The organism is Antribacter sp. NEAU-D49, assembly GCF_057158775.1.
This window is the reverse complement of sequence record NZ_JBXTSN010000004.1, coordinates 96214-113689: the sequence shown is the minus strand read 5'-3', so window position 1 is coordinate 113689 and position 17476 is coordinate 96214. Positions and strand designations below refer to the sequence as shown.

The window sequence follows — 17476 nt, the reverse complement described above, 5'->3', positions numbered from 1 at the left end:
GCCATGGGCCGTGCGATCAGCGCGCGGTTGGGAATCACGGGCGCTGAGCTCGCCCCGCACAGCGCACACGGTTCGCCGTCCTGATCGACACCTACGAGCGCACAGCTTCCGGGCGGCTCATCAGGAGTTGGAGCGTCGCTCGATGATGTCCTTCATTTGGTTGATCTCCTCCTGCTGGGTACGAATGATCGTGTCACAGAGGTCGATGACCTCCGAGTCTGTGAGTGACGATTGTTCGCAGACCAGGATCGCCCGCGAGTGGTGGGGAATCATGGAAGACAAGAACGCGTCGTCTCCGACGAAGGCTTCGGTCCGGGCCATGGCGAACGCACCGACGAGCGCGACCGCGAATGTAGCCAGCAACCCGATGTTGACGCGCTTGTTGTCGTACATGGGCCACATCACCAGAAGCATCACGATGCCCATGGCGCTCACCATGGTCAGTGAGATGTAGAAGTTGCTGAGGTTGAGGTAGAAGTCTCCCCAGACATGCACCTGGGCAAGACTGAGCACGAACATCACCGCCAGGCTTGCGACCAGCGCGACACCCAGTCGTAGGTACATCGACTTCATCGGTTCGTCCTTCCGGAATCGGGGTCCGTCGGGCCGACCGTGCCGCCATGGCACATCGAGAGCAGGGCTGGCCTGGCAGTCCGGTGGGGCGCGCTTTGGCCCCAGGCCCGGCGTCAGCTGATGGTGGCCAGGAGCTCGCGGCACGCGGCCTCGCACGCCCGGCACATCTCCGCGCACACGCGGCAGTGCTCGTGCATGCTCGCGTGCTGCTCGCACTCGTCGCCGCACGCCTTGCACGCCGTGATGCACGCCTCGAGGAGCGTGCGGCTGATGTTGGCGTCGTAGCCGGTGTGCCGGGACAGGACGCGTGCGGTGGTCTCGCAGATGTCGGCGCAGTCCAGGTTGGTGCGGACGCACTTGCGCAGGTCGGTGATCATGTCCTCGCTGAGGCACGCGTCCGCGCAGGCCGTACAGGCCTGTGCGCAGCCGACGACGGTCTCGATCACGGTCGCGAGGAGCTCGCGGTCGAGGTTCATCGACTTGGGGTACGTCTCGAGCATCTCGGTGGTCTTCATGGTTCCTCCAGCCGGTGTTGGGGAGGCGCCGCTACCGTGTCGGCACGACGCCGGTTGCACCATCAACCGTACGGAGGGCTCCATCGGCTCGCACACCTTTGCCGCCCGGCCCGGCGGCGGCAACGTCGGCCTGCCAGAGAGCTCATATGACTCTGGGGTAGTCTCCCAGCCATGGTTGGCGCGCTGCACGCATCTCTCCGCGCGCCACGGCGAGGACTCGCCGTGGCGTTCGGCATGCTGGCGCTGGCCCTCGGCGTCGTTGTGATGCACGCGATGAGTGGATCACCGATGGCACATGCCGGTCCGATCGCCGTCCTTGAGGTTGTCGCGCACGAGGCGGCCGACGCCGAGTCGTTGGTGGGCGTGGCCCAGGCGCCGCACCCGCCATGTGACGGCTGCCACGCTGACGGACACGACCTCGCCGGTGCGATGTGCATGATCGTTCTGACGATGCTGCTCATCTTCTTCCTGCCGGGAGCCGCTGTACGTGTGCCCTGGCTCGCCACCTGGCTCGTGGCGACCCCCTTGCCGTCACGACCCACCACGGGCACGCGCCCCTCCCTGGACGCTTTGGGAATCAGTCGGACATAGACGTCCTCCGCTGCTGGTGCCATCGGCATCGGCGCTCTTGCAGGCACGTCCCCGACGAGCCTGCGGACGGATAGCGTCCCACCGACTGAAAGGCAATTCCCATGTCCAAACTAGCGATTGCTGCTGCCCTGATACCGATCGCAGCACTGGTATTGACCGCATGCGGGGAGATCCGCACTACCGGTGCGGCGCAGCCCTCCTCGGCAAGCTCGCCAATCCGGGCTGACACTTCCGACACCGTCGAGTTCTCCAGCGCTGACGTCACGTTCGCACAGCAGATGCTTGCTCATCACGAACAAGCCGTCGCCATGACTGACGCCATCTTGGCCAAGGACGGCATCGCCGCAGAGGTGACCGACTTCGCCCTCAAGGTGAAGGCAGTCCACGAACCGGAAGCCACCCAGCTCACCGACTGGCTCGTCGAGTGGGGCGCTTCCTCGCCCGAAGCCGGTACGCAGGAGAGCGCGGCGAGCGCCGCCCTAGTGGCGGCTAACGGCGTCGAAGCGTCGCGTCTGTTTCTCGAGCAGATGATCTCCCACCACAACCGTGCGATCGAGATGGCCAAGACAGAGCGCGCCGAAGGCGTCGACACTGACGCAGTAATCCTGGCTCGCTGGATCATCGAGAGCCGGGCTAGCGACATCCTGACGATGCAGCGACTGCTGGAGGCGATGTGACTACCCAGACGAACGCCAGCCTCAACTGGGGCCGGCACAGGGCGGCACGCCGTCCGGGCACGGCAGCAATGGTCGCTGTCCGCACGGTAGCCCAGGGACTGGAGGGATCAGCCCGGCGGGGGGCTGTTGCGGTGGCCGCCTCTGGAGTGCTGCTGTCGACCCTGGCCTCCCCCGCCGGAGCCGAGACCTCGACCGAAGTCGGGGCCCAGCGGCTGTCGACCGTCGACCTCAACGCTCTGACCAGCGCAGCCCGCGAGTCCCTTCGTGCTGCGCCCGTTGTCACTGTCGCGCCCGACGCCGAACTGGTCATGGAGCAGGCTGCCGTGGCGGTCACTCCTGCACCCGAGCCGGAGCCCGCGCCCGTGGTGCAACGAAGCTCCACCGCTTCCCGGACCACCGTGCGTGACGCTCCGGCGTTCACCTCGGGATCGTCTGTGGTGTCCATCGCGTACCGCTACCTGGGCGTGCCCTACCTGTGGGGAGGGTCCACGCCGGCGGGGTTTGACTGCTCCGGTTTCACGTCGTACGTCTACGCGCAGGTCGGGATCGACCTGCCACGCACGTCGTCGCAGCAGCGCTACGCCGGTACTGTTATCTCGCGCTCTGCAGCCCAGCCTGGCGATCTCATATGGAGCCCAGGGCATATCGCGATCTACGTCGGTGATGGAATGCAGATCGAGGCCCCGGTGCCGGGGTCCACCGTGCGGTACAGCCGGATCTGGCAGTCCAACCCGACGTTCATCCGAGTCGGCTGACGCGTACGGGTCGGGGTCGCCCCGCGGCCCCGACCCGTAAGTCGGGCCCTCCCGCCAGTTCCTTTCGTCAGTGGCTCGTCGTCGCCACGTTCTCCCACGTGGCACCAAGGTCACTGGTCGCGCTCACTCCAGCTTCGCCGGCCACCAGGAGCCAGCCGGCCGATCCATCGACGTCGTCGGCGAGATAGGCCATCGCTTGCGGCATACCGGGCGCCGTGCCGTGGCGCTTCCAGCTGTCGAACACCGCCGATCCGGTCCACACCCGACCGGAGTCGTCGATCCCGACGAGCGTGCCGTCGGGAGCAGGGTCGACGAACACCAAAGAGGGTGCGCCGGGGACCGGCGCGAAGGTAGAACCGGCGTCGTTGCTGACGTGGAGGCCGTCCGGTGTGGTTGCCACGATGATGTCCGGCTCCTGACTGTTCATGAGCAGGTCGATGGCACCGAGCGTCGCGCCAGCGGACCAGGTCACCCCCTGGTCGTCGCTGACCAGCACTGTCGAGCTTCCTGAGTCGAGGCCGACGATCCGGACACCGCCGTCGCCGAGCGGGGCGGCGTCCAACGTATGGAAGTCGACCTGGCCGAGCAGAGCGACGTTCTGCCATGTCTCAGCTCCGTCGTTGCTTCGCAGCAGTCCGAGGTTGGGCGCTGGTAGATCGGGCTGGTCGCCGGGAGCGGGGTGGCCGGAGGCGTAGAGCCCGCCGTCAGGGGACGCCGTCATGCCCATCGTGTCTTGGAGCCCAGCCCCTACGAGGCTTGGGCCCTGGTCGTCTGACTGGACGCCTGGTTTCGGCAGGCGCCAGACGCCGGTGTGGGTGGCTGCCAGCACCGCCTTACCTTCGGGGTCGGACGTCAGGGCGTGGATGTGGCTGAAGCCGGCCACCGGACGATCGACCGCCGGGCCTCCATCCGTCGATCCGCTGCAAGATCCCAGCAGCAGCAGTCCTGCGGTCAGGGGGGCGAGGCGAAAGCGCTTGTCAGTGATGTTCATCGGCGAGTTCCTCGGACGAGCGGCGGCATGGGCGCGGTGACCGGCGCATGAGCCGTCACCGCTAGGCGTGCGTGAACGGGTGCCCGGCCGCCTGAGGCGACCGGGCCCCGTCCACTCAGGTCACTTGGCCAGGAAGCTTTCCATCTTCTCGATCTCGGCCGTCTGGCTCTCGATGATCGACTCCGCCATGGCGATCGCCTCGGCGTGGGCGCCGTCGGCGACCTCCGTCTCGGCCATGTCCACCGCGCCCTCGTGGTGGGCGATCATCTGCTCGAGGAACAGCTCGCCTGCCGTGGCGCCGTCGGCGTCGGCAAGGGCCTTCAGGTCGTCCTCGCTCATCATGCCGTCCATGGCGTGGTCCATACCGCCCATGTCCCCGGCGTCGGCGCCCCACTCCTCGAGCCAGGCGTTGAGCTTGTCGATCTCAGGTGCCTGCGCGGCCTTGACCTGCTCGGCCAGGGCCGCGATCTCCGGGTCCAGCCCTGACTTGTCCACGACCAGGTCCGACATCTCGATCGCCTGCTCGTGGTGGGGGATCATCATCTGAGCGAACATCACGTCGGCGTCGTTGAACTCGCCGGACCCGCCTGTGTCTGCGGACGTGCCGCAGGCGGCCAGCCCCAGCACGGTGGTGAACGAGATGAGGGTCGCGAAAATGCGCTTCATGGAATTGCCTCTCGGTAGTACGTCGTAGGTCACCGCCCAGTCGGTGGGCGCGCTGCAACTGCCGATGCGTCGGAGGGGCACCGGCAGGCGGCGGACTCCTACGTCCGGCTGATCCCGAGAGCGATCAGGGACGGCCCTGCGACGAGCGCGAGCCGAGGAGAGACCGGCGGCACGAGCGTGCCCATAGCGAGGGTGGGGACGCCCCAGGGAAGCGGTCTGCGGTGTAGGCGCGCCGCCCCGACGACCGTGACGAGGATCATCAGGCACATCGCCGTCATCACGGAGTCGGCGCCGCAGCCGTCGTCGCACCCTTGGCTGGGGGCCGGCTGGGCCTCTGCCGTTCCCGGCGGGAGCACCACGGCCTGGATGGTGGAGGCGACAGGTGCAAATGGCGCCTGAGCCGATGCGCTGTGGTGCGACGAACCGTTCATCGCATGCATGACGACGACACCGAGGACCAGGCACGCAACCAGTGCCACGAGAGCGGCACGGTAGGACTGCACCGTGCCGGCCATAGGCCAGGTCCCGTGGATGTGCGCCCGCCTCGATGTCACCCGCTCGCCCTCTTCCATCTGTCGTCGCCGGTGATACTAGCGGGTTCTCGGGGACCACCCAGCCGTGCTCGGCCCAGGTGACAGTGCAGCGGCTACGCTGCCCACGACATGCCGACAGTGACCGAGCTTCGATCGTTCCTCCCCGCACCGCGGCGAGGAATCGTCCGCGCGCTCATCCGCGCGCTCGTCGTCGCGGTCGTGGTCGCAGGTGTGGTCTCCATGCACGCCATGGCCGGGCACGCATCGGTTTCGTCCGCTTCCGCAGGAGCCGTCGATCTCCCAGAACGCGTTCAGGTCCCGCCGGGACCAGTGATCGAACCGCTCTCGCAAGTCCGTGGGGACGGGTCAGGCCACTGCAGTCAGACTTGCGAGTGCCACGAGTCGACGGTGATGTGCCTGATGGTGCCGACGCCCGGCCCGTTGACCCTAGCCCTGCCGGCCGGCGGCGCCCCCGGCCGGGTCTTGACACGGCTCGTCCAGGTCTGTTGTCCGGTGAGGGCGTCAACGAGGGCATGGTGTGAACCATCGTTGGACGCACTGGGTATCAGCCGCACGTAGTGCCGCCACGAGCCACCCCGCCGACAGCGCCTGGTTCGCCGTCCCGCGGTGGTGCCGCTGTGTGTTCATCACTACGAGACGGAAGGCCGCTCGGCCATGCCAAGTACCCTCGCGCTGAGACTCGTGCGCACTCTGCTAGCGGCGACCGCTCTGACGGTCTGGTGCGCGACGCCTGCCTTTGCCCATACGAAGCTGTCCTCGTCCGATCCTGCGGACGGGTCCACGTCGACGGGTCCGGTCGCCGCCGTGACCCTGACCTTCACGCTCCCAGTGACGCCCATCGGCGAGGCCGTCGAGATCGCTGGCCCCGAGGGCACCATCGACGCCGAAGTTACCCAAGCCCAAGACGGCGTCCTCGTCGTCGCTACGCCGGGCACGCCGTTGGCTGACGGCAGCTACACCGTGAGCTGGTCCGTCGCGGCGCAGGACGGTCACACGATCGATGGGCGCCTGGCTTTCACCGTCGGCGAACCGACAGCTGCATCGGGCTCGGCGGGCAACTCCGACGACAGCCCTTCGGCGTCGCACTCGGGACACTCCATGGGGTCGATGCAGGATCACCCCGTGCCGCCCTTCGTCGACGCGGTAGGGAGGTCCGGGAACGCGGCGACGCTCTGGGGGTGGCTCGTCGCAGCAGGCGGCCTAGCGTTCGCCGGTCTCGTTCTGCGCGGACGCGACTCGGAGGACATCCCCGTCGTGCTCTCCACGGTGCGCTGGACCGGTGCGGTGATCCTGGTCGGGCTGATCCTGCGTGTCGCCTCTCGGGCGGTGACTCTCGCCCACGGTGACATCACGGCCGCCGTCTCGCCGTCGGCCGTCGTCGACTCGCTCGCGGGCGCGACAGGTTGGGTGATCGGCCTGCATGCGGCCGGAGCCGTCGCCGTCCTGGCCGGGGCTCGTCGCAGCCTGCGCACCTCGGCCGTCTCCATGGTCGGCGTCGTCCTGGCCGCCGCCGGCATCGTCCTCGACGGTCATAGCAACACCGCGGATCCACGCTGGCTCGTTCTGGCCGCCGACGTCGCCCATCTGGCGGGTGCGGCGACCTGGCTCGGAGGTGTGGTCATGCTCACCGTGATCCTCCGGCATCGGCAGAAGGAACGACGACACCTCGACGTCGGGCTGATGGCTGCCAGGTTCTCGGTGACCGCTGGAGCCTCCCTTGCGGTCGTCGGCATAGCTGGCGTCCTACTGACGGCGACGATTCTCGACAGCGTGTCCCAACTGTGGGAGACAGACTGGGGCCTTGCTCTGCTCGCCAAGGTCGCAGTCGTGGCTGTGGTCGGCCTCATCGGCGCCTACAACCACTTCCACACTGTTCCACTCTTGAGCGCGACGAACGGACGCCGGCACGGCCGCCCCTCCGGGGAGGCTCTGCACCGCACTGCTACACCCGAAACCGTGCTCATGATGGCGGTCGTGCTGATCACTGGTTGGCTCGTGGGTGCGGCGACCACGGCATGAGGTGGCGGCGGGCCCGTACTGCCGCCGTCGACGAGCTACAAGCTCGCCGACGGCGGCGGTGCTGTCTTGGCGGCTCAGGCGACCTGGTAACCGAGCTGGGCGATGGCCACACGGACCGCGTCCTGGTCGGCACCGGGGCCGACCACCGTCACGGTGCCGGCCGCGAGGTCGACCGACGTGTCCTCGACTCCGTCGACCTGCCTGACGGCACCGGTGACCTTGGCGGCGCAGCCACCACACGTCATTCCCTGGACTGCGTACGTCGTGGTGCTCATATTGCTTCCTCTCGTATGCGGCGGCGCCTGGTTGGCGACTGCCTCGTGTACGCCCGTGGTGCCGGAGGGTGGTTCAGCTGCGCCGCGGGCCCGCTCTGGTCGGCTGGGCACATGGAGCGGCGCCTCGGGAGCACCTTGCGCTGCACTGAGAATACCCCCGGCGGGTATTCTCAGTGCCCGCTGATGCCCAAGCCCGGCACTTCGGTCACGTCACAAGACAGGGGACTCGGGGGTCGTGACCTGACTGTGACATTTCCGCGATCCTGGGTTACGGTCGATCCATCTCGCGGAGAATCCGCGGGCGCCCGAGGCGGACGCCGAGCCCTGTCACCGCCCCGAGGTTCGTACGACCAGATGACAGGGACGGGGGACCCATGCAAGTGGGCACCACCGGTGTCCTTGGGGTGAAGCCGCACGGGTAGGTGTGCGGCCGGGTCTGTCTCCGACCCGAACCCGACAGCTCACCTCGCAGGCGGTAGGAGAACCGACGTGACCTCATGCACGCCCGGGCGCCATCGTGCTGCCCGTAGCCCCATCACCCCGCTGACCCCCTTGTCGCGCGCCGCTGCGCGCAACTTCGGCGCCGCCGCCCGCCGGGGCGCCGTCGTCGCCGCCGGCTCCGGCCTCATCATGGGGATGTTCAGCGCCCCCGCGAATGCGAACGACCGATCGGTGTCGACCGTCGACTTCCACGCGCTGACCGCGGACGCCCGCCAGTCGCTGGCCTCGGCCCCTGTGGTGACGGTCGCCGCCGACACGGAGTTCATCGTCGAGACCGGCACGATCGCCGTGACCCCGGCGCCCGAGCCGGAGCCCGAACCCGAACTCCAGTCCGTCGTCGAGGTCGCCTCGCGGACCGAGACACGCGCCGCTCCCGTCCCGGCCGCCGACACCCCGGAGGAGGCCGCGCCCGTCCTCGCCGGCGCCAACTCGGACGTTGTCGCCATCGGCATGCAGTACCTCGGCGTGCCGTACCTGTGGGGCGGCTCGACCCCCGCCGGGTTCGACTGCTCCGGCTTCACCTCGTACGTCTACGCCAAGGTCGGCATCACCCTGCCCCGCACGTCGTCGCAGCAGCGCTACGCCGGCACCGTGGTCTCACGCGCCGAGGCACAGCCCGGCGACCTGATCTGGAGCCCCGGCCACATCGCGATCTACGCCGGTGACGGAATGCAGATCGAGGCCCCCGTCCCGGGTCAGACCGTGCGCTACAGCAAGCTCTGGCAGGACAGCCCGACCTTCATCCGCGTCGGCTGAGCCCCGCTCCTCAGGCCTCGACACTCGATTGACAGCCCGAGCTTCAGGGTGACATCACGGTGCGCCTGGTCCCTCGTGGACCAGGCGCACCGGCGTGTGGGCTGCTAGAGCGGTCATGGCCCGCTCGCCACAGATCCTCCGGGAGGCCCCTACGCTGGGTCGCGTACCTGAGTGCGGCGCCAGCCGTACCGCGTCATCCCCCGCGGCTTGTAGATGTTGAGAGCCAACGGGACGAGCAACACGACCATCCCACCGACCGCGTGGAACAGATCCCCGCCGAGCTGGTCGACATCGCCAGCGGGGTCCGCCGCGACTGCGGCCATGGCCTCGACCGCGGGCAGGTGGAGCACCAGGATCACAAACGCGACAGCCGTCAGTACAAGGCTGATCACCACCCAGTAGTGCCGCAGCAATCCCCAGGGCGTACCGAGGGCCTGGACGATCCCGGTCACAAGCGCTACCGCAGCGAGAGGGATCAAGGCATACCGCAACACCGGATCCATCATCACGTACGCAGCCCGCACGGTCTGCTGGTCGTCGCTTGCAAAGATGGGCACGTTCAATGCGATGTAGGCGACGATCGCGCCGAGCCAGCCCACTGAACTGGCGACGTGAACCGTCAGCATCAGTTTCCGGATCGCCGGGGACATCGGCATCAGCCGTGCATACCAGGGCCGTGATCGCCGCCCACGAGCAGCATGACCAGCACGAGCACGACAACTGCTGTCGCGGCGCCTATCGCCAGCAACTTGACCCACCGAGGCAGCCCCGGATGGGGCTCTCGAGGCTTGCCCGGCGCCGCATCCGATGCGCTCTCCATCATGGTCGTCTCCTCATGTCGTCTGCTGGCAGATCAGTATTTGAATACAAAATGTATCGGCTGCCGTCAGAGTGTCACGACGACGACGAGCCATACAATTGGCTGATGCCGAAGCTGTGGGAGGAATCGATCGACGGCCATCGCCGATCAGTGCGGGATGCCATTACGGAGGCAGCCTGGCGTCTGGCCGAAGAACAAGGCCCGTTCTCGCTGACCATGTCGCAGGTGGCAAAGGCTGCTGGGATCGGTCGCCCAACCCTCTACAAGTACTTCGCAGACATCGAGTCGATCCTCGTGGCGCACCATAGGCGGCACGTCGAGGACCATCTCAGGACCCTTGAGGACCTGCGCGGAGCAGCGGAGCCGACCGGCGCTCGGCTCGTGGCCGTCGCCACCGCCTACTCGTCGATCTGCTTCCACCGCGGAAAACACTCGTCCGCAAGTATCAGCTCGCTCGTCCATCGCGGCCACGAGGTCGCCGATGCTGAGCGTCGTCTGCACAGCGTGTTCGCCAGCCTCATTGCGGAGGCCGCGGCCGAGGGCCTTGTCCGCACAGACCTCGACCCGGACGACCTCGCTGCGTACTGCCGCCGGGCCCTGGAATCGTCCAGCAGTGCGAAGGACCTCGCCGGGGTTGCTGCACTCACGTGCGTAGTTCTGGACGGACTCGCATACTCACCGGAGGTCCGGCACGGCAAGCCGAGCGCAAGGACCACGACTCATCACGAGCCTCGTTGCGACCATGGTGACCGCCGATAGAGACCAGACGCAAAGGTCGCCTCGTGGAACGGTCCGCTGCCGGTTTCAGAACTCTGGCCCGCGGCGCTGTGTGTCGCGCGATCGGTTGCGCTGCTCGTGCTGTTCGTCCACGAGCGCGCGGACCTCGAAGGTCAGCCGTCGGACGTCATCGCGCTGCGCAAGACTCGTTGGCACGCCTCGAAGGGGTGCGTCGCTCGTAACGTCGTACTTCTCGCGGTCGGCGGCGACGATAGACCGTCTCCGGTCGTTGTCGGCGTCGGTTCCGGCAGGTCGGCGTGGCAGGTGCCGTAGCCACGGTTCACCGTCGCGGATTACTCGTGCGGCGAGGTGGTGCGCGCGTTGCTCGATGAGGTGAGCTCGGACCTGGAGTGCTCGGCGAACGTCGTCCGGGAGTGGGCCGAGGGCTTCGGGGATGAGGCCCGCGATCAGGCTCGGCCTGAGCACCGCGGGTCTGGCGGTAGCGTGCTCGACGCGTTGGTGGAGGACTGCGGCGACGTCGTCCGCCTCATACAGACTCCGCGATCGGGCGAGGCGTGGCAGCAGGATGTCGACCGAGTGGCCATGAGCTTCCGCGCGGCGCAGCTGCGCACAAAGGGGTCCGAACGCCTCGGACGCCAGCACGTAGGCAACCTCGGGCTCGGTGAGACCCACGGCACGGAGGGCACCCGCGACGAGACGTTCCCAGCGGGGGCGTTGGGCGAGGCTGGCGATGGTGTCGTACTCGGCGGCCAACCTGGCGATGGAGGCGTACTGCTCCCGCTCGGCGCGTCGTGTCTCGTGGGCGGTGCGCTCGCTACCGGGGCGGGCGAGGATGCCAGCCAGGACCACCCGCGCCCGGGCTCGGGCAAGGTCGGGGACGTCGTGGTCCACATGCCCGGCGGCCGGGGCGTGGTCGTGGTTCTGGTCGTGGTCGGGCTGGTCGACAGGTACGAACACCACGTTGGCGTCTCGTCCTCTGGTGAGCGGGACGTACAGGGCCTCGCGGGTCATGGTCTGGGTGGCGACCGTGTAGGCGGTGTCGACGGTCAGGCCCTGGGCGCGGTGGGCGGTGATCGCGTAACCCAGGTCGACGTGCTGGGCGACGTAGGCGGCGGGCAGCCGGACCGTCCCGGCCGGGTGCGCGCTTCCTCGCCGGGCGTGCACGGTTTCCCCGATGCGGTTCCTGCCACGGGTGTTTGTGCTGGTGGGCGTTTTCCGAGCCTGCTGGTCGGGGTCGATGCGGCTGGCGGTGACCGACCCGTCCCTGTGCACGGCAAGCACCTGCCAGAGGTTGCCGTTACGGACCCACCCGTCGTGCCCGTGGCGCAGGCGGCGGTCGTTGCGACGCGTCACGATCACGTCCCCCGCCGAGGCTTCGACGTCACCGGTCAGGCGGGCGGCGCGCCCGTCGTCCACAGTCCCGGCCAGGAGGCGTTCGGCGCGGGCGCGACGGTTCAGGTCGGTGACCGTCGACCCGTCCGCCGCGATCAGCACCGAGACCCTCCCATCGTCGCTGTCGGCCTTCCACGCCTCGTACGCGGCCCGGACCATCTCCTCCGTCGTCCCGGCACGGATGCGGTCGTGCTCCTCGTAGAGGGCGAGGACGTTAGGGTCGCCGTCGCGCAGGCGCAGGCTCGCGGTCTTCTCCCACTGCTGGGTGAAGCGGTGGACCTCGGTCAGCTCCGGCACATCCCCGGTCGCGCGCTTGCGTTCGGTGACCAGGAGGTTGAACGCTCCGCCTGTCTCAACCGCGGAGAGCTGGGCCGGGTCCCCGACCAGCAGCACCTTCGCCCCCACGCTCGCGGCATGCGCCGTGATCGCGTGCAGGGTGTGGGTGCCGGCCAGGGAAGCCTCGTCCACGATGACCAGTTGCCCCGGCCGGAACACCGTCGCTCCGGCGGTGTGGTCGGTGAGCCATTTGGCGGTGTTCTCGCACCCGATCCGCAGTTCGGCGGCCAGGACCTCTGCGGCCGCGGCGGAGGGCGCGAGGCCGACCACCGAGCCGGTGCCGTGGGCGTGCTCCCACGCGGCGCGCAGCAACCGCATCGTGGTCGTCTTCCCGCTCCCGGCCGGACCCACCAGGACGTCCAGGGCGCGTCCTGAGGTGGCGACTGAGAGGACCGCCTCGCCCTGCGCCTCGGAGACGATCCCCTGGCCGGTCGCGTCCTCGATGACGGACCGCAGGAGGGTTCCGGCCACGGCACGGCCGGTCGTGTCGGCCGCCAGGGTGAGCAGTCGTTCTTCTGCGGCCAGGACAGCTTCAGAGGTGTAGATGGTCGCGTGCCGGGGTCGCAGGGTGTTGGTGCCGTCGGCGCGGAGCAGGAACTGCGGCGTGGGAGCCAGGTCCGGCGGCGTCAAGGCGACGCTGGAACCCTCAGCGATAGAGACGATCCGGGCCACTACCTGGGTGCGGTCTTCGGCGGTGGTGAACCGCCAGGTGTTGGTCTGGCGTTCGGCTTCGGCCCACAGGTTCCAGTGCCGCCACGTGGCGCGCTTTTCCCCCACCACCAGAAGCACCGCAGCGGCGGCACAGGTGATCGCCTCGTCCGGGACCTGGTCCGCCGAGTACAGCCGCGCCGCCCCTGCACCAGCGCTCGCGCGGCGCGCGGCGCCGGCCAGCAGACCCCGGACCCACGCCCGGGAGTCGCTGCCAAGGACGCGGGTCGCGCGCTGGTGCCACCAGTCCGTGAGGTCGCCCAGCGACCGCAGGGTCTTCGGCGGACGCGTCGCCAACGTGGCTTGCGCACGGAGCTTGACGATCGTTCGCCGCGACGGCTGGCGCCCGTGCTTCTCGCGGTACTCGCGGATCAGCGCGTCGGCGCAGTGCTCGATCTCCACACTGCGTGACGAGAACTCGGCCAGCAGGTCGTCACTGATGCCGTCGATCTCCAGGACCGCCGACCGGTCCCGGCCTCGCTGACGCCGCGACCACGTCACCCCCAAGGTGGCGGTGAGGCGGTCGGCAAGGACCGCGTTGTAGAACTCCGAGAACGCGACGTTGGCGTTGAACAGGGCCCTCGAGTCCAGCGTCCGCCACTTCCCGTCCACGACCGCTCTGACCTTGTTCGCCACCACGAGGTGGGTATGCAGCTGGGGGTCGTGGGAACGGGAGTCCCAGTGGTCGAACCCCATCGCGACAAGCCCGGTCACGTCCACGTGCGCGACGGACCCGTCCCCGGCGTCCGTGCCGACCCGGGTGCTCGCGATGTGGGCTTCGATGAACGCGACGGTCTCGGCGACGGCCTGGTGGTGCGCCGCCAGGATCAACGCTTGGGTGGTCCTGTCCGACAGCCCCCACAGCACGCTGACGGACTTCGGGGCGGAGAACGTCAGGTCGAACCCTGCCGTCGCGGTCTTGTCCCCCGCCGCGACCTCCTCCGCGGTGATCGCGTCCACCGCCGCCGCCCGCTCCCCAACGGAGAGTGCGGGGTCGAGCTGGGCGGCGCGTTCCTCGATCCGCTCCCCGACCGGACGATACTTCGGGTACCGGCGGCCCAACGGCTCGGCGGTGATCGGGTCGACGCCCGCACCCAGCAGCCGCCGCAAGTGCGTCGTGGTCACCCCGTCCCCCGGGGCCTGCTCACCATGCCCGAGATCCCGTACGGCGGCACCGAGCCAGAACCCCGGCGGGGTCCCCGCCTCGGCGTAGTACGCCGCCACCGGATCCACCCACGAACCTGCCAGCCCAACCACCGGGGCGGCGGGTGCGTCGAGGTCGGCGTTGCGGACCGACTTCAGCAGCTACTCGTACCCGTTGCCCGCACTCATCTTCCGCACCGAGACCGTCACCGCGAACCACCCCCGGGCCGGCGCCCGGCGCTGCCGAGGGCGGTGACATCCACTGCATCCGCAGCCCCGCCCTCGACTGCCTGAGGTGTGACTGGGTTGGTGATGGTGATGGTGATGGTGATGGTGATGGTGATGGTGATGGTGATGGTGATGGTGATGGTGATGGTGATGGTGATGGTGATGGTGATGGTGATGGTGATGGGTGTGGTGGTGATGGGTGGCGTTGTGGAAGTGGGCATGGCGAATACCTCCTGACGGCCAGGTGCGCGCACGTCCCCCGGCGCGGCCGTCGCCCCGATCCGAGTGGCCGGCCCACGGCGCCAACGCCCCGCCGCGCACGGCCGAGCACGCCGGGGGTGCGCACACATCCCTGACGCGACGACACGCTCCGGCCGAGCCTTGACGGGTCGCACCGGAACGGTGGGGCCGGTGCGCTCTGTTCTGCTGGTGACGGTTCCGGGACGGTCTCCCGCGAGTGGCTGGACCGTCCGCCGCGTGGGCGGGCTCGTGGGCGGTCATCGCCGAACAAAGCCGCGCCGGGCGGTATCGCGGGGGCATGCGGCAAGGACGAGTAGCGCGCGGTTTTGACCTGCCCGAACGGTTCCGAGCGGCGTCCCTGCGCGGTTTCACCAATGCGTTTTGCGCGAATTCCGTGTGGCACGGTGCTGGGTATGACCCGCATGAGCCCGTCCGCCACGCACCGCGACCCACCGCGCGTGCCCGGCGACCGGCTGCGCGCGGTGTTCCCGCGATGCGGGTCCGGCGTGGGCGGCCAGCCCTGGAGCGTCGGACTGTCCGGCCGGGAGCGGTCTTCCGGGGTGCGCACGGGGGTGCGCACCTGACCGGGACCGACGGCACGCGTCCCGGAGCCACGGCCGCTACGCACCCCTGGTTCGGGGTGCGCGACCGGATGCGGGCGCTCGTCATCCTCGACACCAGAGTCCACATCGCGGCGGAGGAGGCGAGCACCATTGACCACCACCGATGACCACGCCCCGCACCCCGCCGGGCGGGTCGTTCACGACGAGCGAGGGACTACGAGCCCTGCTGCTCCGCCTCCAGACCGACCCGGCAGCGTGGGCGAGCGACCCGCAGGCGAGCGCTCTGCTGGAGCTGTGCTCGACCCGGTACGCGGCCCTGGCCCACAAGCACCACCAACAACCGTTGGACGCCGCCGCTGCGGCGTTCCACGTGCTGCGCGCCCCCGCCACCGCCCGGGCGCGCGACCCGTGGGCGGTGGTCACCCACGCCGTCCGCCTGACCCTGGCCGCGGACGAGCGCGCCGACGCCCTGCTCTGCTCCACCAGCACCGCCCGCCGCCTGCTGACCGACACGGGCCTGGCCCGGGTGGTCCGGCTCGGCGACCACCACCCGGCTGCCGACCCGGTGGACGAGCCGGGACCCGGCACCGCCGCGCGGGGCACCGGCGGGCTCACCCCGGTACAGGTGCGCATCTGTGTGGCGAACGCCGTCGAGCTGCTGTGCTCGCTCGGCTGGCCCCGCGCGGTCGCCGAGCTCGGCGTCGGGCATGTCTGCGACCGCCTCGCCACCGCCGGCGATCCCCAGCGTGCGTACGAGGCGCTGCGCCGCGACCTGACCCTGCCCCGCCTTCTCGACGTCCCACCCCGCACCTGGACCGCACTCTGCCGAGTCCTCATCGGCACCGGTACACCGCGCGCATCGCAGCCGGGGGTGCTGCGCCGGCTCCTGACCGGTGAACCGGTCCGGTCCCTGCTTGCCGACGACACCCTCGTCACGGCGCTGCTCGCGGCCCGGCCTCAGGTGGTGGCCGCGTGAACGACAACGCCTTGCACCGCGCCGTCGACTCCATCACCGTCGGTGCCCGCCACCGCCACGACCTCGGGGACCTGGGACCCTTGGCCGCGTCGATCGACCGGCTCGGTCTGCTCCAGCCCATCACGGCCACCCCGGATGGGGTCCTGATCTGCGGGCACCGGCGGCTCGAGGCCGCCCGCCGGCTTGGGTGGACCACGATCGCCGTCCACGTGCGCTCGGGGATCTCCACCCACCTCGCCGCCCTGCTCGCCGAGCGTGAGGAGAACACCCAGCGCAAGCCCTTGAACCCGGTCGAGGAGTCCGAGCTGTACGACGAGATCCTGACCGTCGAACGCGAGGAAGCCGCCCGCCGCCAGGCCGCCACCCGCTTCCACCCCACGATCACGACACCGAACCCCACACCCGACGAGACGGAACCAGGCGGTCCCGGCAACCTGCCGGAACCACAACACCCTGGCGACGCCCGGCACAAGGCCGCCGTCCTGGTCACCGGCAAAGCCGCCTACAAACGCCTCGAACGCATCAGCGCCCTACGCGCCATCGCCGACGACGAGGCCGCCACCCCCGTCGCCCGCCAGCTCGCCGCCCTGGCCGTGGAGGACATCCAGGCCGGCGCACCCACCTTCCCCACCTACGACCACGCCATGATCCAGATCGCCGCCCTGGACCCCACCCGCACCACCATCGCGCCCGTCACCGTCGACGACCTCGCCGACGACGCCGCCCGAGCCGTCGCCCGCGTCACGGCCAAGGCCGCGACGAAGAACTCCGCGAAGCCCGCCAAGCCGCGGGCGAAGGCACCAGCCGATCAGGACTTCGTCCGCACCTTGCACGCCCTGGACAACCTCTGGCAGAACCTCTGCGGCCAGGCAGACGGCACGAACCCCGCCGCCATCGCGACCGCCGCCAGCGACGAGGACTGGAACCATTTCGAACACCTCGCCGACCAGATCACCACCTTCCGCGACACCGGCCGCAACGCGCGAACCCCTCCCATCGCCGATCCCAACGAAAGTGCCGGGAAGCGCTCGCGACGGTCGCCGGACCGCGGACCGGAGGATCTACGCGAAGCGGATTTCCGCGATGCCGGACGCCGTCCGGCACCGGGTCAGTTCTAGGCATGAGGCGTCCCGCTTGCCACAGCCCGCGCAAGCGCCAGCCGGCACGGTCAGCGCACCGTCGGGATGACCACGACCAGCGCCGCACGTACCTCGTCGACGTCGACCCGCACGAGGCGCCCTACCCGGTAGCCGCGAACGGTGCCGTCCGCGATGCGACGACGCAGCGTCTTGACCGACACGCTCAGCGCCTCGGCAGCAACATCGAGAGCGACCAGGCGCCCCTCACCGCTCCGCTGGACGCCAGCGGCCTCGTCCCGAGCCGTGATCCTTCGAGCAGACATGATGAGCCTCCCGAGTCCTGTCCTCAGAACTCAGGTGCGCGGCACACACCAAGGGTC

General features: G+C 69.3%; 20 protein-coding genes and 1 riboswitch. Of the genes, 9 read left to right on the top strand and 11 right to left on the bottom strand.

Annotated features, from left to right (window positions below):
- Positions 1 to 120 precede the first annotated feature (120 nt).
- Both AC060K_RS05335 and AC060K_RS05330 read right to left on the bottom strand, forming a co-directional pair.
- The gene (locus AC060K_RS05335) at positions 121 to 573 is read right to left on the bottom strand and encodes a DUF305 domain-containing protein (protein ID WP_483764425.1); all 453 of its coding nucleotides are present in this window, start codon (positions 571 to 573) and stop codon (positions 121 to 123) included.
- A 113-nt stretch (positions 574 to 686) separates the two neighbouring features.
- Positions 687 to 1088, bottom strand: a complete 402-nt coding sequence (locus AC060K_RS05330) for a four-helix bundle copper-binding protein (RefSeq protein WP_483764424.1) — start codon at positions 1086 to 1088, stop codon at positions 687 to 689.
- Between the two features lie 222 nt (positions 1089 to 1310).
- Here AC060K_RS05330 and AC060K_RS05325 point away from each other — a divergent pair, with 222 nt between their 5' ends.
- The 3 genes from AC060K_RS05325 to AC060K_RS05315 all read left to right on the top strand — a co-directional run bounded on the left by AC060K_RS05325 (position 1311) and on the right by AC060K_RS05315 (position 3111).
- Positions 1311 to 1679 carry a hypothetical protein gene (locus AC060K_RS05325; RefSeq protein ID WP_483764423.1) on the top strand — a complete coding sequence of 123 codons (369 nt, stop codon included), beginning with the start codon at positions 1311 to 1313 and terminating at the stop codon, positions 1677 to 1679.
- A gap of 101 nt (positions 1680 to 1780) precedes the next feature.
- The gene (locus AC060K_RS05320; protein WP_483764422.1) at positions 1781 to 2356 is read left to right on the top strand and encodes a DUF305 domain-containing protein; all 576 of its coding nucleotides are present in this window, start codon (positions 1781 to 1783) and stop codon (positions 2354 to 2356) included.
- Positions 2357 to 2502: 146 nt separating this feature from the next.
- Positions 2503 to 3111, top strand: a complete 609-nt coding sequence (locus AC060K_RS05315) for a C40 family peptidase (protein WP_483764421.1) — start codon at positions 2503 to 2505, stop codon at positions 3109 to 3111.
- Between the two features lie 67 nt (positions 3112 to 3178).
- Here AC060K_RS05315 and AC060K_RS05310 read toward each other — a convergent pair whose 3' ends face one another.
- The 3 genes from AC060K_RS05310 to AC060K_RS05300 form a co-directional block, all read right to left on the bottom strand.
- Positions 3179 to 4102, bottom strand: a complete 924-nt coding sequence (locus AC060K_RS05310) for a F510_1955 family glycosylhydrolase (protein WP_483764420.1) — start codon at positions 4100 to 4102, stop codon at positions 3179 to 3181.
- A 120-nt stretch (positions 4103 to 4222) separates the two neighbouring features.
- On the bottom strand, positions 4223 to 4768 hold the full coding sequence (locus tag AC060K_RS05305) for a DUF305 domain-containing protein (protein WP_483764419.1): 546 nt from the start codon (positions 4766 to 4768) through the stop codon (positions 4223 to 4225).
- A gap of 98 nt (positions 4769 to 4866) precedes the next feature.
- Positions 4867 to 5271: a hypothetical protein gene (locus AC060K_RS05300; RefSeq protein WP_483764418.1), complete on the bottom strand. Its 405-nt coding sequence runs from the start codon at positions 5269 to 5271 to the stop codon at positions 4867 to 4869.
- 705 nt (positions 5272 to 5976) lie between these two features.
- Between AC060K_RS05300 and AC060K_RS05295 the strand changes: the two genes are divergently transcribed.
- On the top strand, positions 5977 to 7341 hold the full coding sequence (locus AC060K_RS05295; RefSeq protein ID WP_483764417.1) for a copper resistance CopC/CopD family protein: 1365 nt from the start codon (positions 5977 to 5979) through the stop codon (positions 7339 to 7341).
- Between the two features lie 74 nt (positions 7342 to 7415).
- Here AC060K_RS05295 and AC060K_RS05290 read toward each other — a convergent pair whose 3' ends face one another.
- Complete coding sequence (locus AC060K_RS05290) at positions 7416 to 7616, bottom strand: heavy-metal-associated domain-containing protein (RefSeq protein ID WP_483764416.1); 201 nt, start codon at positions 7614 to 7616, stop codon at positions 7416 to 7418.
- Positions 7617 to 7937: 321 nt separating this feature from the next.
- Positions 7938 to 8107, top strand: a riboswitch (cyclic di-AMP (ydaO/yuaA leader).
- On the opposite strand from AC060K_RS05290, the gene AC060K_RS05285 reads away from it, so the two are divergent.
- On the top strand, positions 8106 to 8873 hold the full coding sequence (locus tag AC060K_RS05285) for a C40 family peptidase (RefSeq protein ID WP_483764415.1): 768 nt from the start codon (positions 8106 to 8108) through the stop codon (positions 8871 to 8873). It overlaps the preceding riboswitch by 2 nt.
- A 149-nt stretch (positions 8874 to 9022) precedes the next feature.
- Here the strand turns inward: AC060K_RS05285 and AC060K_RS05280 are convergent, their stop codons facing one another.
- Positions 9023 to 9529 (bottom strand): DUF2269 domain-containing protein, encoded by a 507-nt coding sequence (locus tag AC060K_RS05280; protein ID WP_483764414.1) that lies wholly within the window; start codon positions 9527 to 9529, stop codon positions 9023 to 9025.
- Positions 9529 to 9696, bottom strand: a complete 168-nt coding sequence (locus AC060K_RS05275) for a hypothetical protein (protein ID WP_483764413.1) — start codon at positions 9694 to 9696, stop codon at positions 9529 to 9531. Before AC060K_RS05275 ends, AC060K_RS05280 begins: the two co-directional genes overlap by 1 nt.
- A 102-nt stretch (positions 9697 to 9798) precedes the next feature.
- Between AC060K_RS05275 and AC060K_RS05270 the strand changes: the two genes are divergently transcribed.
- Entirely contained in the window at positions 9799 to 10452 is a 654-nt protein-coding gene (locus AC060K_RS05270) for a TetR/AcrR family transcriptional regulator (RefSeq protein WP_483764412.1), read from the top strand.
- 45 nt (positions 10453 to 10497) lie between these two features.
- Here AC060K_RS05270 and mobF read toward each other — a convergent pair whose 3' ends face one another.
- Both mobF and AC060K_RS05260 read right to left on the bottom strand, forming a co-directional pair.
- A complete protein-coding gene (gene mobF / locus AC060K_RS05265; protein ID WP_483764411.1) occupies positions 10498 to 14100 on the bottom strand; it encodes a MobF family relaxase in 3603 nt (1200 codons plus the stop codon).
- 116 nt (positions 14101 to 14216) lie between these two features.
- Positions 14217 to 14459 carry a hypothetical protein gene (locus tag AC060K_RS05260; RefSeq protein WP_483764410.1) on the bottom strand — a complete coding sequence of 81 codons (243 nt, stop codon included), beginning with the start codon at positions 14457 to 14459 and terminating at the stop codon, positions 14217 to 14219.
- Between the two features lie 432 nt (positions 14460 to 14891).
- On the opposite strand from AC060K_RS05260, the gene AC060K_RS05255 reads away from it, so the two are divergent.
- The 3 genes from AC060K_RS05255 to AC060K_RS05245 all read left to right on the top strand — a co-directional run bounded on the left by AC060K_RS05255 (position 14892) and on the right by AC060K_RS05245 (position 17135).
- Positions 14892 to 15062: a hypothetical protein gene (locus AC060K_RS05255; protein WP_483764409.1), complete on the top strand. Its 171-nt coding sequence runs from the start codon at positions 14892 to 14894 to the stop codon at positions 15060 to 15062.
- 142 nt (positions 15063 to 15204) lie between these two features.
- Positions 15205 to 16017: a hypothetical protein gene (locus AC060K_RS05250; protein WP_483764408.1), complete on the top strand. Its 813-nt coding sequence runs from the start codon at positions 15205 to 15207 to the stop codon at positions 16015 to 16017.
- Positions 16014 to 17135, top strand: a complete 1122-nt coding sequence (locus AC060K_RS05245; protein ID WP_483764407.1) for a ParB N-terminal domain-containing protein — start codon at positions 16014 to 16016, stop codon at positions 17133 to 17135. Before AC060K_RS05250 ends, AC060K_RS05245 begins: the two co-directional genes overlap by 4 nt.
- Before the next feature lie 50 nt (positions 17136 to 17185).
- Here the strand turns inward: AC060K_RS05245 and AC060K_RS05240 are convergent, their stop codons facing one another.
- Positions 17186 to 17419 carry an excisionase family DNA-binding protein gene (locus tag AC060K_RS05240; protein ID WP_483764406.1) on the bottom strand — a complete coding sequence of 78 codons (234 nt, stop codon included), beginning with the start codon at positions 17417 to 17419 and terminating at the stop codon, positions 17186 to 17188.
- Positions 17420 to 17476 lie beyond the last annotated feature (57 nt).